The 16,327-nt window shown below is 63.8% G+C and carries 15 protein-coding genes and 1 riboswitch; of the genes, 6 read left to right on the top strand and 9 right to left on the bottom strand.

The window, feature by feature from the left end:
- Window positions 1-76: 76 nt before the first annotated feature.
- Together phbB and JV18_RS0112165 are read left to right on the top strand one after the other, a co-directional pair.
- The gene (gene phbB / locus JV18_RS0112170) at window positions 77-799 is read left to right on the top strand and encodes an acetoacetyl-CoA reductase (RefSeq protein WP_033074702.1); all 723 of its coding nucleotides are present in this window, start codon (window positions 77-79) and stop codon (window positions 797-799) included.
- Window positions 800-865: 66 nt separating this feature from the next.
- A complete protein-coding gene (locus JV18_RS0112165; RefSeq protein WP_033074701.1) occupies window positions 866-1,120 on the top strand; it encodes a ribbon-helix-helix domain-containing protein in 255 nt (84 codons plus the stop codon).
- Here the strand turns inward: JV18_RS0112165 and JV18_RS0112160 are convergent.
- From JV18_RS0112160 to JV18_RS0112140, 5 genes are all read right to left on the bottom strand, one after another.
- Complete coding sequence (locus tag JV18_RS0112160; protein WP_144243927.1) at window positions 1,105-1,710, bottom strand: TetR/AcrR family transcriptional regulator; 606 nt, start codon at window positions 1,708-1,710, stop codon at window positions 1,105-1,107. The two genes, JV18_RS0112165 and JV18_RS0112160, sit on opposite strands and share 16 nt — an antisense overlap.
- Window positions 1,711-1,737: 27 nt before the next feature.
- Window positions 1,738-2,181, bottom strand: a complete 444-nt coding sequence (locus JV18_RS0112155) for a methyltransferase family protein (RefSeq protein WP_033074699.1) — start codon at window positions 2,179-2,181, stop codon at window positions 1,738-1,740.
- Window positions 2,182-2,270: 89 nt separating this feature from the next.
- A complete protein-coding gene (locus JV18_RS0112150) occupies window positions 2,271-6,965 on the bottom strand; it encodes an NAD-glutamate dehydrogenase (protein ID WP_235303229.1) in 4,695 nt (1,564 codons plus the stop codon).
- Window positions 6,966-7,134: 169 nt separating this feature from the next.
- Window positions 7,135-8,433, bottom strand: a complete 1,299-nt coding sequence (locus JV18_RS0112145; protein WP_033074698.1) for a hypothetical protein — start codon at window positions 8,431-8,433, stop codon at window positions 7,135-7,137.
- A 99-nt stretch (window positions 8,434-8,532) separates the two neighbouring features.
- Window positions 8,533-9,141, bottom strand: coding sequence for a TetR/AcrR family transcriptional regulator (locus JV18_RS0112140; protein ID WP_033074697.1), 609 nt, complete (start codon window positions 9,139-9,141; stop codon window positions 8,533-8,535).
- 98 nt (window positions 9,142-9,239) lie between these two features.
- Between JV18_RS0112140 and JV18_RS0112135 the strand changes: the two genes are divergently transcribed.
- On the top strand, window positions 9,240-9,980 hold the full coding sequence (locus JV18_RS0112135) for an SDR family NAD(P)-dependent oxidoreductase (protein WP_033074696.1): 741 nt from the start codon (window positions 9,240-9,242) through the stop codon (window positions 9,978-9,980).
- A 174-nt stretch (window positions 9,981-10,154) separates the two neighbouring features.
- Here JV18_RS0112135 and JV18_RS0112130 read toward each other — a convergent pair whose 3' ends face one another.
- From JV18_RS0112130 to gstA, 3 genes are read right to left on the bottom strand one after another with little or no spacing between them, the layout of a single operon-like run.
- Entirely contained in the window at window positions 10,155-10,379 is a 225-nt protein-coding gene (locus JV18_RS0112130; RefSeq protein ID WP_033074695.1) for a tautomerase family protein, read from the bottom strand.
- A gap of 3 nt (window positions 10,380-10,382) precedes the next feature.
- A complete protein-coding gene (locus JV18_RS0112125; RefSeq protein ID WP_033074694.1) occupies window positions 10,383-10,778 on the bottom strand; it encodes a nuclear transport factor 2 family protein in 396 nt (131 codons plus the stop codon).
- A complete protein-coding gene (gene gstA / locus JV18_RS0112120) occupies window positions 10,775-11,383 on the bottom strand; it encodes a glutathione transferase GstA (RefSeq protein ID WP_033074693.1) in 609 nt (202 codons plus the stop codon). Before gstA ends, JV18_RS0112125 begins: the two co-directional genes overlap by 4 nt.
- Window positions 11,384-11,511: 128 nt before the next feature.
- Here gstA and JV18_RS0112115 point away from each other — a divergent pair, with 128 nt between their 5' ends.
- The 3 genes from JV18_RS0112115 (at window position 11,512) to JV18_RS0112105 (ending at window position 14,997) form a co-directional block, all read left to right on the top strand.
- Complete coding sequence (locus tag JV18_RS0112115) at window positions 11,512-11,889, top strand: winged helix-turn-helix transcriptional regulator (protein WP_033074692.1); 378 nt, start codon at window positions 11,512-11,514, stop codon at window positions 11,887-11,889.
- Between the two features lie 53 nt (window positions 11,890-11,942).
- Window positions 11,943-12,160, top strand: a riboswitch (cobalamin riboswitch).
- Window positions 12,161-12,275: 115 nt separating this feature from the next.
- Window positions 12,276-14,588 (top strand): 5-methyltetrahydropteroyltriglutamate--homocysteine S-methyltransferase, encoded by a 2,313-nt coding sequence (metE, locus tag JV18_RS0112110; protein WP_033074691.1) that lies wholly within the window; start codon window positions 12,276-12,278, stop codon window positions 14,586-14,588.
- A complete protein-coding gene (locus tag JV18_RS0112105) occupies window positions 14,572-14,997 on the top strand; it encodes an acyl-CoA thioesterase (protein ID WP_052071967.1) in 426 nt (141 codons plus the stop codon). The genes metE and JV18_RS0112105 overlap by 17 nt, the downstream gene beginning before the upstream one ends.
- 54 nt (window positions 14,998-15,051) lie before the next feature.
- Here the strand turns inward: JV18_RS0112105 and JV18_RS0112100 are convergent, their stop codons facing one another.
- Window positions 15,052-16,323, bottom strand: a complete 1,272-nt coding sequence (locus JV18_RS0112100; protein WP_033074690.1) for an aminotransferase class V-fold PLP-dependent enzyme — start codon at window positions 16,321-16,323, stop codon at window positions 15,052-15,054.
- Between the last annotated feature and the right edge of the window lie 4 nt (window positions 16,324-16,327).

Below are 16,327 nucleotides of genomic sequence, written 5' to 3'. Positions count from 1 at the left end.
GCCCGTTCGGCGGTCATCCTAGGCAGGAAGGGACAGGGGACCTTCTGTAGGGACACCTTTTTGTGGGAGAGCCTGAATGGCACGCATTGCAATCGTCACCGGCGGCAGCCGCGGTATCGGAGAGGCGATCAGCCTCGCGCTTCAGGAACAGGGGGTGACGGTCGTCGCCAACTATGCCGGCAATGACGAAAAGGCGCGCGCCTTTACCGAACGCACGGGCATCAAGGCCTATAAATGGGATGTCGGCGACCATCAGGCCTGCCTCGACGGCTGCGCCCGCGTCACGCAAGAGGTCGGCCCCATCGACATTGTCGTCAACAATGCCGGCATCACCCGCGACGGCACCCTCGCACGAATGAGCTTCGAGGACTGGAACGATGTGATGCGCATCAACCTTGGCGGCTGTTTCAACATGGCCAAGGCGACCTTTGGCGGCATGGTCGAGCGCGGCTGGGGCCGCATCGTCAACATCGGCTCGATCAACGGGCAGGCGGGCCAATATGGGCAGGTCAATTATGCCGCCGCCAAATCGGGCATCCATGGCTTTACCAAGGCACTGGCGCAGGAGGGCGCCAAGAAGGGCGTGACCGTCAACGCCATCGCGCCGGGCTATATCGACACCGACATGGTCGCCGCCGTGCCCGCGCCGGTGCTCGAAAAAATCGTCGCCAAGATTCCGGTCGGCCGGCTGGGGCAGGCGCATGAAATCGCGCGCGGCGTCGCCTTTCTATGCAGCGAGGAAGCCGGTTTTGTCACCGGATCGACGATGAGCATCAACGGTGGCCAGCATATGTATTGATGCGGGGCGGAGGGGCGGAGGCGCTTTGCCGTCGCCCTTCCCCCTCGGCGCCGCTATGATGATGCGATGCGCGCGCCCTATCATCCGCCCGTCAAACGATCGGTCACCATCGCCGGGCATCCGACGTCGATCAGCCTTGAACCATTATTCTGGGATGCGCTGGAGGTGGCGGCTGCGGCGCGCGGCCTGCCGGTCAATGCGCTGGTCGCACGGATCGACGTCGAGCGGATGGAAGCGGATGAGCCGCCCAACCTGACCTCGGCGATCCGCCAATGGCTGTGGGCGAAGGGCCGAGAGGAGAGCGGTCAGGACGCGGGCTGATCCCGCGCGGCCATGGCGGCGAAGGCAAGCCATATCGCGTCGAGAACGACCTTGGCCCGCTGGGGCGTCACACGCTCGCGGGCGAGTATAATCACGTGCGGCACCCGGAATTGCGCCGTCGCATCTTCCAGCAGATGGAGCGCCGTGCCTGACGCCGCCTGCCCGACCAGCGCTTCGACCGAAGGCCTGACAAGGCTACGCAGCCGTTCGACATGCCCTGCGACAATATCGGCGTGCTCGCCCGCCAATTGGAGATAGGCCGCGAAAAGTTCCGGGTCGCGGTCGTGGAGCGCTATCTTGCGGGTCATGGTTTCCATCACCCAGGCGATGATTTTTTCACGCGGCGACGATGCATCTGTCACAGCGCTGGCCACCCCCCGTTCCAAATCCTCGAACCAGCGCTGGGCGAGCAGTTCGGCCAGATGTTGGCGGGAGCGGATATAGCGGTAGACATTGGATTGCCCCATGCCGACCCGGGCCGCAACGTCGCTCACCGACAGTCGCGCCAAAGGATCGCGGCGCATAATATCTTCAGCGGCGGCAAGCAGCCGCTCGCGCATCGCCGCCACGTCCGCCTTAGGTCGCGCCAAGGTCAAAGCCCCTCATCATTTTGGGGATCAAAGCCAGCGCCGCACCCGGCGGCGATAAGCTCCATAAGCGTCCCCGAAAGCCGTCGAGGCTGCCTGCTCTTCAAAGGGAATATACCACCAGTTGGCAGCGGCAAAAAAGAGAATGGGCGCCAATAAGGCGCACCACAGGTCAACCAACGCCGTGGCCCCCAGCAGCAGCAGAAGCATCGACAGATACATGGGATTGCGGCTGAAACGAAACAGCCCGCTGGTTACCAGATTGCGCGGCTGGCCAAAGGTCATGATTTCCGAATCCGACCGTTTGAACGCCAGCCGCGATGCAGCCAATCCCGCCATCCCCAAAAGGATCAGGCCCAGCCCCAGCGGCCGTCCCGCCGCGCCAAGCATCGCGGCGGGCGGGTGGAGCGCGTGCAGCAACGCCTGTCCCGAAAGCAGCAGAAGCAGGAGAACAGGCGGAAGAAGACGGCGCATGAACGAATCTCCTTAAAATGATAAAATCAAAATTATATCATTTTACTTTATTCGTAAAGCGCCGCCTCCTTGCCTGATCCGCGTCCTCCCTAGCGTCCCAGCAGCGAACGCGCCTGACCTGCAATATGCGACAGCATTGCACCATTGGGGTTGGGAATGGTGCGTGCGCGTTCCACGACGGCGCGGAACTGGGTGACGCGCGGCGCATTGTCGCCAAGCCATTGGCTCACCGCCGCCTCCAGATCCTGACCTTTCAGCCCCGCCAGAAAGCCGAGGCGCATCTGCTGGAAATCGCGCGCGAGGCTGTTGACGAGCAGCCGTTCCCACGGATCGGTCGGGCTCATATGCGCCGCCAGCGTCTGCGCCCAATCAAGGCCCAACGCTTCGCCCAAGTGGCTGAAGGCACCGGTCACCGCGACCTCGTCATCGCCGCGCCGTTCGGCGAGATCGACGATACCGATGGCGCCGTCGGTCTTGAACAGCCGTACGACCCGCGCGGTGAGCTCTGCCGGCGCGCCCGCATCGAGCAATTGCTGCATCAGCTGGTCCCACTGGCGCCGCACCGAAGGGCTAAGCAGCCCGTCGACCGCCGCGGTCAGCCGGTCGACTCCCGGCTCCAGCCGCGCGATGGCCGCGCTCGGCTTCGACAAGGCCGGGTTGACGCGCAGCAGGTCGGCGATTTGCGACGCCATCGCCGCCGCCGCCTGCGAAAAGAGCGACAAACGCACGCCTTCGTCGATCTTTGCGCTATCCAGCGCCGCCCAAAGCTCGGGCATGTCGAGCACGCGTTCGACCGCGACAAAGGCCGCCGCCACTTCGCCCAGCGCGCAACCTTCCTCTTCGACCAGTTCAAAGGGGAAGACGATACCCAGACGGTTGACGATCCGGTTCGCCAGCTTGGTCGCGATGATTTCGCGGCGCAGCTGGTGATCGGCGATGGCATCGGCGAAATCGCGCTGCATTTCGGTCGGGAAGGCCGCCGCAAGATCGCTGGCCAATTCCGGATCGTCGGGCAGGTCGCTTGCCTCGATTGCGTCCTGAAGCGCCAGTTTCGATGTCGCCATCAAAATCGCGAGTTCGGGACGCGTGAGCCCGCGCCCTTCTTGCGCGCGGCGGAGCAGGTCGTCGTTGACCGCCAGCCCCTCAACCTTGCGGTCGAGCCGGCCGGACGCCTCGAACGTCTCCATGATCCGCACGAGCGAGGGCACCGCCGCCGCGCCGCCCTTTTCGGCGATCGACAAGGCCAGCGCCTGCAGCCGGTTATCCTCCAGCACCAGCGCGGCGACATCGTCGGTCATCCGTACGAGCAGGGCATCGCGGTCGGCCTGCGCGAGCCGGCCTTCGGCCATTTCGCGGTTGAGCGCGATCTTGATATTGACCTCATTGTCGGAGCAATCGACGCCCGCGCTATTGTCGATGAAGTCGGTGTTGATCCGGCCTCCCTTGGCGGCAAAGGCAATGCGCGCCGCCTGGGTCACGCCCAGATTGGCGCCCTCGCCAATCGCCTTGACGCGCAGGTCTTCGGCATCGACGCGCAGCGCGTCATTGGCGGGATCGCCGACCTCAGCATTATTCTGGCTCGCCGCCTTGATATAGGTGCCGATACCGCCGAACCAGAGGAGGTCAGCTGGCGCCTTCAGAATGGCGGATATCAGCCCCAGCGGATCAATCTCGTCCACTGTCAGGCCGAGCGCCGCCTTGATTTCGGCGGTCAGGGGGATGCTCTTCTGGCTGCGCGGGAAGACCCCGCCGCCCTTGGAGATCAGCTTCTTGTCATAATCCTCCCAGCTCGACCGGGGGAGGTTGAACAAGCGTTCGCGCTCCTTCCAGCTTTTCGCCGGGTCGGGATCGGGGTCGATGAAAATATGGCGATGGTCAAAGGCAGCAACGAGCTTGATCGCCTTTGAGAGCAGCATGCCATTGCCGAACACGTCGCCCGACATGTCGCCGCAGCCGACGACGCGAATGCTGTCGGTCTGCACATCGACGCCCATTTCGGCAAAGTGACGCTGGACCGAGACCCAGGCGCCGCGCGCGGTAATGCCCATCGCCTTGTGATCATAGCCGTTCGACCCGCCGCTGGCGAAAGCATCGCCCAGCCAGAAATCGCGTTCCATCGCCAGCGCATTGGCAACGTCGGAGAAGGTCGCCGTGCCCTTGTCGGCGGCCACAACGAAATAGGGATCTTCGCCGTCGCGGATCACCACCTGGTCGGGGTGAACCAGCTTGCCGCCAACGATATTGTCGGTGATCGACAGAAGCGAACGAATGAAGATGCGATAGCATTCGGTGCCTTCGGCAAACCAGGCATCGCGGTCCACCGCCGGATCGGGCAGCATCTTGGGATAGAAGCCGCCCTTTGCGCCGGTTGGCACGATGACGGCGTTTTTCACCCGCTGCGCCTTCAAAAGGCCCAATATTTCGGTGCGGAAATCGTCGCGCCGGTCGGACCAGCGCAGCCCGCCACGCGCCACGGGGCCGGAGCGCAAATGCGTGCCCTCGACCCGCGGCGAATAGACGAACACTTCGCGCCACGGCAGCGGCTTGGGAAGGCCGGGGACCAGGCTGGAATCAATCTTGAACGCCAGCGCTTCGGCGCCAGCGGGCGCAAAGGCGTTGGTCCGCATGATCGCGCCGATCACCGAATTGAACAGGCGCAGGATGCGGTCATCGTCGATCGACTTCACCGCGGCAAAGCCTGCGACAATTTCCTTGTCCAGTGCCTCGGCGCGCGCCGCATCATGGCGCGCGGGATTGTGCAGCGCATGGAAACGCTCGATCATGGCGCGGGTAAGTTCGGGAGCGTGACGCAGCGCGGCGACCACCGTGTCCATGCCATAGCTTGAACCGCCCTGGCGCATATAGCGGAACCAGGCGCGCAGCCACACGACCGCCTGCGGATCGGTCTGGGTGACGAGCATCAATTCGTTGAAGGCGTCATCCTCTGCCCGGCCATCGAGCACCGCCGCAATGGCATTTTCGATCATCGCGACATGCGGCAACAGCGCCTTTTCATCGACCGAGGCCGGCGAGCGCAGGGTGAAGTCGTGGATGACGATCGGCGAAGGCTCGCTGCCGTCCTCGACCGAGCGAAGCGGATTGAGAGCGGTCGGAATTTCTTCCAGAACCTCAAAGCCGAAATGCTCCAGCGCGGGAACCACATCCGACAAGGCCAGCGGCCCGGCCGCGCTATAGACTTTGAGCCGCAAGCGGTCGTCGCCATCCAGGCTGGTCAGCGCCAGCCGCACGCTGCGCGGCGTGTCGCTATCCAGTTCGCGCAACCGCAAGATGTCGCGTGCAGCCTCTTCGGGATCATAAAGATTGCGGTAATTGGCAGGCAGCAACGGAGCAAAGCGCGCGGTCAGCGCGGCGGCGCGTCCGGGATCGCCCTGCCGCGCCAGGGCGGCCTCGACCTCGGGCTGCCAGCCCCGCACCATCTGTTCAAGCTGTGCGTTGAGCGCCGCCGTGTCGGGAACGATACCGCCGCTGCGAAGGTCCAGCGTAAAGCGCAGCAGCGCCGCACCGCCATCTTCGAGCACCATCGTCCAGCCGATCACACCGGCGCGCGCCTCGCGCACCAGCATCGCCTCGACCGCCAGGCGGCGGCCGGTCGACACTTCGTCGCGCGGCAGCCAGACAAAAGCGAAGAGATGCCGTCCCAGCGCGCTGCGCACCGTGACAATCTTTGGCCGCGGACGATCGGTGATCGACATCGACGTCAGCACCAGTTCTTCGAGCGCGGTCGCATCAAAAGCAATGAGCAGATCATGCGGCAACGCGGTCAGCGAATGGGCAAGCGCCTTGCCTGCATGGCCAGCGGGGTCGAAACCGAATTTGTCCATCAACGTGTCGAGCTGCGCGCGCAGCACCGGCACCTTGTCGGGCCGCGCCGACAAAGCCGCGCTGGTCCACAGGCCCGAATGGATCGACAGGCGTTCCACCTTTTTGCCCTTATATTCGGGCACGACCACCAGGTCGAGCAGGACGCGGCGATGCACCGACGACAGGCGGTTCGATTTGATCAACAGCGGCGCGCGGCCGCCGTTTTCAAACCAGTCGAAAGCCGCTTCCAATCCGGCATCCGACAACAGCTCGCCCGTGGCAGAGGCGCTCAGCCCCAGCGGATCGTGCATCTTGCCATCACGGGTGCGCCATTCATGGCCCAATTGGGTCATTGATCCGCCCTCGAACCAGCGCAGCAGCTCCGCGCCCTCGCCTTCGGTGCGCATGGCGGCGTCGGCCAGCATCGCGGCACGCATCGCCTTCCAGTCGGCAACGGCGGCGCGTACATCGGCCAGCGCGGCCTCTATCGCGTCGAGCAGGCGGCGGCGCGCCCGCGCATCGCCGCGTTCCAATTCCATATAAATGACCGACTCACGCGCCTCACCCGCGCCGACATTTTGCAACACGCCCTTCGCATCGCGCTCGATTGCGACGACGGGGTGCAAGATACGGTGGATGACAAGCCCCTGCGCGCCCGCGACCTGCGACACCGAATCGACCAGAAAGGGCATATCGTCATTGATGACGGCCAGACGCATGCGGCGATCCGTGCCGTCAGCGGCAAGCGGTTCCAGCAGCAGCGAGGGCGTCGCCGCCTGTCGCATCAGTGATGCGCGGGCGGCAAAGGCACCGGCCTCGGCCAGCGCGGCCTTGTCCATATCATCGCCTTCGCCCGGCAGCGCGCTGCCTTGCAAAGCGGCTCGATAGGCCTTGGCGATATGGAGGGGAATGTCGGGGGTGGCTTCGGGGGAGGAATCGTCCGCTCGGGGGGCGTCGGACATATTTTCAGACATGGGTCAACATCCGTAACAATGGCGCGGGGTTCACCAGGATCGGCGGACCCTTTCGCTACGGCCACCCTATGCGCCCACCGCGCGCGAGGCTCAAGGCCTGCAGCGCCGCGCGCATAAAATTATTTCAATTTTTGGTCTCGTCGTTGCGCTGTGCAGGTCATTCGCCGTTGGCAAGCGGCTTGGCCTTTTTGGCCAGCCGTTCGACCAGCGCCGGATCGTCATCGGCGCGCGCGACAATTCCCACCTGGCCATCGGCCATGCTGCGCGCGATCAGGAGGACGAACTCCGCCTCTCCCGCATCATGTTTCAGCATCGCCGCAGGGCGGGCTTCGCGCAGCGCGTTTAATGCCTTGGCCGAATGGCGGCGCGGGGCCGCACGGCTACGGCGCAGGGCGCGCACATCCTTGACCAGCCCTTTCAGGCCGCCGGCATAATTTTCCAGATAGGCAGCCAACTCGCCGCGCCCGACATTGGCTTCGCCCGCATGGGTCAAGGCACAGGCATATTCAGCCAGCCGCGTCTTGTCATAATCGGCGCCAAAGACCAGCTTGACCACCGGCGTCATCGGTGCGCGCGCCTGGACGCCCAATCCCGCATCGCGCAGCAAGGCTGCGAAATCATCGGGATGGCTTTGCGCTGCAAGTGCAAAATCCCAGGCCGTTCCGACGGCCTGATACAGCGCCGCGCGGCTGCGACTATCGGCCTGGTACGCGCGGGCGGCGGTTTCGCGAGCAAGCGCAAGCCAGTCGGAAAGCGCTGCATCGGGCGCAACCGGCGTCGACGGCGCCCCAGCGTCGTCCCCCAATGCGCCAAAGCCCGGTGCGGCTTCCTCGATCCCCTGTCCCGAAACAGGGCCGTCGGCCCATATCGGTGCGGGCGCCGTCAGCGGAGCCGCGCTGCGAAGCGCCTGCTCAACCGACAATTGCAATTCGGCTTCCTGGTCGGCGGGTGCTACTTCCTTCCAGTTGATCACGCCCAGAATGAAGTCGATCGTATCGTCGTCGGAGGAAAAGGGCAGCAAAATGCCGCGGTACATGATCGTCATGCCGCGCTCATTTTCAAACTCCGCCTCAAAACCGATGGGCGAACGATTGGCGATGATCTGAAGATAATGGTCGGTCAGCCGTGACAGCAGCGACCGCCCCGGAATCTGGCTGATATAATGAACATCGTCGCCGATCTCGGATTCAGCGCGCAACTTTTCGCCGATAAAGGCCAGCCCCGGATTTTCGACACCGCTGGTGAAATCAAGAAGCACCGCATTGGCGCCGAAATCGGCGCGATCGAGGTTCAGATCCTCAACCGAAGGATAGCTGCGGTCGCCCAGCAAGGAAGCCCAATAATTATAGGCCCGAACCTGCATCCGCCGTTCATCGACGCCCACGACCGGGGGGGCGTCGATTGCGCCGTCATCCTGGCCGTGGTTGCCCGAAAGCAGACCGCGCATGCTGTCCATCACCTATCCCCAGTCGCAAATATCGCCGACGGTGATGCACCCGAATTGGTAAAAGCCGCGTAAACGATAAAGGCGATACGCGGCTCTTTCCGTGCCTGTTCAGTCGGGCTCGCCCATCCAGCGGTCCCATCCCAGCATCGCACCCCGCGCCACCGCTAGCAGCGTATCGCGGTCCGCCCCGTCGCGCACCATGACCGACATGCCGCTCTGAACGGTGAGGTAAAAAGCCGCGGCTTCTTCGACCGGAAAGTCGGGCGGCAGCTGCCCCTCTTCGACTCCGCGGCGGAGACGGGCGGCCAGTTCGCGCAAATTGGCGCGGCGACGCCCATGCAATTCACGATGCGCCGCACTGTCTTGATCGACCGCAAAGGGCGCGCCCAGCACCACCATGCATCCCGGCGGATCACCGGGCACCGAATAGGCCTCCGCCGTCGCCAGCAGAAAATGAGCGATCGCGTCGCGCACGTCGGGGCGGCTGGTCAGGCTTTGCCAAATATCCTGTCCATGATGCCGGCAATAATGATCCACGGCTTCGCAGAACAGCGCGTCCTTGCTGCCAAAGGCAGCATAAAGACTGGGGGCGTTGATCCCCATCGCGCGAGTCAGTTCGCCAAGGGGCGCGCCATAGCCCTGGCGCCAGAATAAATGCATCGCACGGTCCAGTGCCTGGGTGCGATCAAAGCTGCGTGGACGGCCACGTTCCGCCATATCCTACCTTTCTGTATCAGTTGATACATATTTCGATTGACATGTTTTTGCAAGCCTGCCTATTTATGTATCAATCACTACATAAATAGGCAGGCAATATGATGAAACTTGCTGGAAAACGCGCCTTTATCACCGGCGGAAGTCGCGGTATCGGCGCCGCCATCGCCCGGCGGCTGGCGGAAGATGGCGCCGATGTCGCGATCAGCTATGCATCATCCGCCGACGCGGCAGACGGCGTGGTACATGCGATCAAGGCCATGGGGCGCCGGGCGCTCGCCATCGCCGCCGACAATCGCGATGCCGCGGCGGTCAAACAGGCGGTGGACCAAGCGGCCCAGACGCTCGGCGGCCTCGACATTCTCGTCAACAATGCGGGCATCTTCATCGCGGCGCCCGTGCCGACAATGGCCTTGGAGGATTTCGACGCCACAATGACGGTGAACCTGCGCGCGCCCTTCATCGCCATCCAAGCCGCCCTGCCGCATATGAGCGAAGGCGGACGCATCATCGGAATTGGCAGCAATCTGGCCCTGCAGGCGCCGATCGCGGGGATTGCCGCTTATGCCGCAAGCAAAGCCGGGCTGACGATGTTCAACCAGGCGCTGGCCCGCGACCTTGCCCCGCGCGGCATTACCGTCAACACCGTACATCCCGGTTCGACCGATACCGATATGAACCCGGCGAGCGGCGATCATGCCCCCGACCAGATCGCGCGCACCGCGGCCAAACGCTATGGCACCCCCGACGATATCGCATCGGCGGTCGCCTATCTGGCCAGCCCCGAAGCAGGGTCGATAACCGGCACCGCGCTTCTCGTCGACAATGGCGCAAATGCATGACCCGCTGGGCGGGGGGGGGGGCGTAGCTCGGCGCGGACACCGCCATCATGGTGGTGTGCGAATTTGCTGCCCTGCCCCCGTTCATCAGTCTCGCGGCAATCCGCCCACCGCCCTAGCGGCCGCCACATTGGCCCTTGCTGTCCTCGCTCTTCTCGCTAGCTGGCACACCATCCGCTAGCCCTTGCTCCGGCGCCGAAATTCGGGAACCGGCAGGCCGCCTATTCCCCAATTGTCGAGTTCGACCTCGTCGATCACCACCATGGTCGCGGCGGGGTCCTTGCCCAGCACCTCTTGTAGCAGCCGGGTGGTGCCCGCTATCAGTTCAGCCTTTTCGGCGCGCGATGGGCCTCTGCCTTCGGGACCGCCTTCGCGCGTCACTTGAATCAGGATATAGGGCATGGATCAGGCCTCCCGCGCATGCGCGTCATAGGTGAAAATCTTGGCGGCGATGCGCCAGCCGGGGGCCCCGCCCACATCGCGAACAAGGGTCAGAAAATCGAGATAGTCGCGGCCCATCATGGCCATGCGCGCCGTGACCCGCGCCATGCGCTCCCCGCCAAAGCCGATCTCCAGCACCGCGCCATTATTTTTCTCGCCGCGCATGGCCGGCGGCTCGCGCTGGTCGATCCGCGCCATATAGGCCTCAAGATCGAGCGTGAAATCATCGCCCGCACCTGCCGACACATAGGTGAGGCTGGGGTGAAAAAGAGGGCGCAGCGCAGCGCTGTCGGCGCGGTAGAGCCCGTCGAAATAGGCGGTCATCAGCTGCTGCACCGCTTCGAAATCGGCACGGCTCAAGGACGCAGCCCTTCGCCCTGCATCGCCGCGCGAACCGCCGGGCGCTCGGCAATGCGCTGATGATGCGCGGCCAGATGCGGCCAGGGATCAAGCGTCATGCCGGTAAAGCCCGTCCAATTGGCGACAACGAACAAATAGGCGTCGGCGACGGTGAAATGCTCCCCGACGACATAGTCCCGCCCATCGGCGAGCCATGCTTCGACATGCGCGAGCTTTTGCGCGACCTCGGCACGGGCCGCCTGCTGGTCGGCTTCGTTCGCGCCGGGCCGGAACAGCGGCTTGAAGGCGCGATGTAGCTCGGACGAGGTAAAGATGAGCTGCTCGACCATGCGCGCCCGCTCGCGGCTGGCGAGCGGCGCGAGCACGCCTGCTCCGGCCTGATCGGCAAGATAGAGGAGAATGGCCGGTCCTTCGGTCAATATCTCCCCGTCTGCAAGGGCCAGCGCGGGAACATAGCCCTTGGGATTGATGGCGCGATAATCCGCGCCGCTGGCCGTGGCGCCCTTCACCGTATCGACCGCCTCCAGCGTGAAATCGGCGGCCATTTCCAAAAGCGCGATATGGCTGGCCAGCGAACAGGCCCCCGCCTTGTAAAACAGCTTCATGACGCATCATCCTTTCGTGCAATTCAGGCTGTGCGCGGCGATGCCGGACATAGTTACCTTTGACAACATGATAACCATTGGTTACTTGAAGAAATGCGTTACTCCACAGAAACCAGGTAACCCGCATCATGCCGCTCAAAATGCGCCGCAATCAGGTCCCTCGCCCGCCCGAACCCTGTATGTTGACCGAATGTATGGCGGTCATCGCCGGGGCCTGGGCGCCCAATGTCATCTGGTCGCTGCGCGCCGGGCCGCGCCGCTTCAGCGAGTTGCGCGTCGATATACCGCCCATATCGGCCAAAGTGCTGTCCGCCCGCCTGTCCGAACTGGAGGCCAAGGGCGTGCTGCTGCGCCATGTCCGGCGCACCTCGCCCCCGTCCACCGAATATGAGCTGACGCCGCTCGGCTTCGAACTCATCCCGGCGCTCGATGCCATTGTTGCGGTTGGCCACCGGCTGAAAGCACTTCAGAAAAGCGGGCCACCCAAAGCCGCGCACACCTCCTAAAGCAAGATATAAAGAAATCTTTATATCTTGATTGACAGGCGCGATGGCATGTCTATGCTTCACCCTGTCGAGGTTCTTCGCGCGCCCTTTCGGCATGCAAAGCTAAGACGGGAAGCCGGTGCGCCTTTCGGGGCAAGGCCGGCGCTGCCCCCGCAACTGTAAGCGGTGAGCGGCGGTCATCATGTGTCACTGGTTCGGCAAGGAACCGGGAAGGCCCGACCGTATGCTTTGACCCGCGAGCCAGGAGACCTGCCTCGTCAGATACGTCCTCCGGCGGGGTGTCCGGTCAGGCCGCAAGCATGGCTGCGTCCGACCTTGCCGTCTGGGCGCGGGGCCCTGTGCCTGCTCGCCTGCCGAACCCTTGCCTTCATGCAAGGTGCCAGAAAATGACTGTCAGCGTTGCCACTCTTGGCTTTCCCCGCATCGGCCTTCGCCGTGAACTGAAATTCGCGCTCGAAAGCTATTGGGCGGGCAAATCGTCCCGCGCCGATCTCGACAATGCCGCCGCCGGGCTGCGCCTTGCGCATTGGGCGCGGCAAAAGGCGCTGGGTGCCGATATTCTGCCTTCCAATGATTTCTCGCTCTACGACCATGTGCTCGACACCAGCGCGCTGATCGGCGCGATTCCCGCGCGCTATGGCTGGGACGGCGATCGGGTCGATATCGACACCTATTTCGCGATGGCGCGCGGCGCGCCGGGGGATGGGGACCGCACAGGCTGCGGCCATGCCCATGACAGAACCGCGCAGGAAATGACCAAATGGTTCGACACCAACTATCATTATATGGTCCCCGAACTCACCGCCGGACAGCGTTTCCGCATCGCCTCGACCAAGATTTTCGACGAATTTGAGGAGGCAAAGGCGCTGGGCTATGCCACCCGCCCGGTGCTGCTCGGCCCCGTCTCCTATCTGATGCTGGCGAAGGGCAAGGCGGTCGAACCGCTGGCGCTGCTTCCCGCTTTGCTCGACATTTATGGGGAAATATTGGCGCGGCTGGCGAAAGCGGGGGCCGAATGGGTCCAGATCGACGAGCCCTGTCTCGTTCTCGATTTGACAAGCGAACAGCGCAACGCCTTTGAACGCGCCTATGCCCGCCTCGCAACCTCCGGGCCAAAGCTCATGCTCACCACCTATTTTGGCGGGCTTGGCGACAATCTTGGTCTGGTCGCGGGACTTCCCGTCCACGGCCTCCACCTTGATCTTGTCCGCGCGCCCGAACAACTCGAACCCGTGCTTGAAAAGTTGCGACCGCATGTGCTTCTTTCGCTTGGCGTCATCGACGGTCGCAATATCTGGCGCGCCAACCTGCCTGCGCTTTACTGGCGATTGAAGGAGCATGCCGCAAAGCGCGACCTGATCCTTGCCCCCTCCTGCTCGCTGCTTCATGTGCCCGCCGACCTCGCGCTTGAAACCGGGCTTGATCCGGAAATCGCGCAATGGCTCGCTTTTGCCGCGCAGAAAATCGAGGAGCTGGCTGCTCTCGCCATGGCGCTCAACGAAGGCGAGGATGCGAGCTTCTCCGCTTTTTCCGCCTCACGCATCGCCGCCGTCGCCCGTCAGACCTCGACGCGCATCCACAATCCGGATGTGGCAGCCCGGCTGGCGACGCTTGGCGAAAGCGACACAAGCCGCGCTTCCCCCTTCGCCGAACGCCGCAAATTGCAACAAAGGCGGCTGCGCCTTCCCGCCTATCCGACGACGACCATCGGCTCCTTCCCCCAGACGGCCGAGGTGCGAAAGGCGCGCGCCGCGCACCGGCGGGGCGAAATGGACGATGCCGCCTATGCCCAATATCTGCGCGTCGAAACCCGCGCCGCAGTGAAATGGCAGGAGGAAATCGGCCTCGACGTCCTGGTTCACGGCGAATTTGAACGCAATGACATGGTGCAATATTTCGGCGAGCAGCTTTCGGGCTTTGCTTTCACGCGGGCGGGCTGGGTGCAAAGCTATGGCTCGCGCTGCGTCCGACCGCCGATCCTTTATGGCGATGTATCGCGCCCCGCGCCGATGACCGTCGACTGGTGGCGCTATGCCCAGGATCAGACCGACAAGCCGGTAAAGGCCATGCTCACCGGCCCCGTCACCATCCTCAACTGGTCCTTTGTCCGCGACGATCAGCCGCGCGCGGTCAGCTGCCGCCAGATTGCCCTTGCGATCCGCGACGAGGTGCAGGATCTGGAAGCCGCGGGCGCCGCGATCATTCAGATTGATGAAGCCGCGTTGCGCGAAGGCCTGCCGCTGCGCCGTAGCGAATGGCAGGCTTATCTGGACTGGGCGGTCGAAAGCTTTCGCCTCACCTCGTCGGGCGTACGCGATGATGCGCAGATCCACACCCATATGTGCTATTCGGAGTTTAACGACATCATCCGCGCCATCGGTGCCATGGACGCCGATGTCATCTCGATCGAAACCGCGCGTTCGCAGATGGAATTGCTCGACGCCTTCGCCAGCTATTCCTATCCGAACGAGGTCGGCCCCGGCGTCTATGACATTCACAGTCCGCGCATTCCCGCGACGGATGAGATGATGCAGCTTTTGTCGCTGGCGGGGAAACATGTCCCAGCCGAGCAAATTTGGGTGAACCCCGATTGCGGGCTCAAGACGCGCAAATGGGAAGAAGTGCGCCCGGCGCTTGTCGCCATGGTCGCCGCCGCCCATGCGATGCGGGTGAAGGGCGCCTATGATGCCCGCCGCTGACACAGCGCCGACGAGCGCGCCCGCCGTCCGCGTCACCGCCATGCCCGCCAATGCCAATGTCTATGGCGATATATTTGGCGGCTGGCTGATGGCGCAGATGGACCTTGCCGCATCCTCGGTCGCCTCGCTTCACGCGCGCGGGCGCGCCGTGACCATTTCGGTGGAGGGCATGTCCTTCCACCGTCCGGTCTTCGTCGGCGATGAAGTCTCCGTCTATGCCCGGCTGGTCAAGGTGGGCCGCACCTCGATGCATGTCGCGGTCGAAGCCTGGGCGCGCGATCGCCATGCCAGCGACGAACATCGCGTGACCGAAGCGCGCTTCATCTTCGTCGCAGTCGGCCCCGACCGTAGGCCAAGGCCGGTGCCGCCACTCGCGGAAGAGGCGGCGCCTGCAAAGTTCTCCCCATAACGAAAGCATCGCCCTAACGGCATGTGTCCCCGCGTAGGCGGGGACCCTTCTCCGTCAGGCGCTCCTCAGCATCTGCCGCAGCGCCCCGACCAGTCGTTCCATATCGGCGGCGCGGGTAAAGAGCGCGGGCGTCACGCGGACACAGGCGCCGCGCGCGGGGCCGCTGCGATGCACGGTGAAAATGCCATGCGCATCGAGCAGCTGTTTCGCGAGCGCGACATTCTCCGCCACGCTTGTTCGGCCGGCAAAGCGAAAGGAAGTGATCCCGCCATAAAGGCGCGGGTCCGCCGGGGTCAGAATCTCAATTCCCGGCGTGTCCCGCATCTCCTCGGCCCACAAGTCCCGCAAATGGCGCAGCCGCGCGGCGCGGGGCGCATCACCTATGCGGTCCTGAAAGGCAAAGGCCGCGGGCACGCTCAGCTGCGCGGCATAATCGACCGTTCCGGTATGAACACGCGACCGCGCCCTATCCCCATGCGGCGGCGCATTGGCGATATCGGGGTCAATAAGGTCCAGCCGATCCTTGCGGATATAGACCGCCCCCACCCCCAGCGGCGCGCCAATCCACTTATGAAGGTTCAATCCGACGAAATCGGCGCCGAGGTCGGGAAGCGCGAAATCAAGCTGCCCCCAGCTATGCGCCGCATCGACAATGGCATCGACGCCGCGCGCCCGCGCCATGGCGACAATCTCGCGCACCGGCACCACCAGCCCGGTGCGATGGCTCAAATGGGTGAGCAGGATCAGCCGCACCGCCGGATTGTCATCCAGCGCCTTGGCATAGGTGTCGATCAATCCTTGATGCGTCGCGGGTTCGGGCAGCGCGATGCGGACAATCTCCACCCCGCGCCGCGCCTGCAAGCCCTCGAAACACGCCTGCATCGAATCATAGTCCAGATCGGCATAGAGCACCGCATCGCCGGGACGCAGCCGGTTATAACCGCCGATCAGCGCCTTCAGCGCCTCGGTCGCATTGCGGGTGATGGCAATTTCATCCTCACCCACCCCCAGCCGCGCCGCGAGTAGCCTGTGCACCGCAATCAGATCGGGGATCATATCGCGCCGCGCGTAAAAGCTGGTCGCGCTGTTCACCCGCCGCACCATTTGTTCATAATGATCAAGCACGGGGCGCGCCATCATCCCCCAATTGCCATTTTCAAGCTGGATGACATTAGGGACGACATCATATTGGTCGGCGACCGCGCCCCAATAGGCTTCGTCATCCGCCCGCGCCGGGCCCGGCGGCAGCGGCGGGGCAGCCATTGCCCCGCCCGCCACCGGAACCGCTGCGGCCCCCGCGATCATTGCCCTTCGGCTGAACCGCATCGCC

The sequence above is a fragment of the Sphingopyxis sp. MWB1 genome (assembly GCF_000763945.1).
Lineage (GTDB): Bacteria > Pseudomonadota > Alphaproteobacteria > Sphingomonadales > Sphingomonadaceae > Sphingopyxis.
This window is presented reverse-complemented; position numbering and strand designations above follow the sequence as displayed.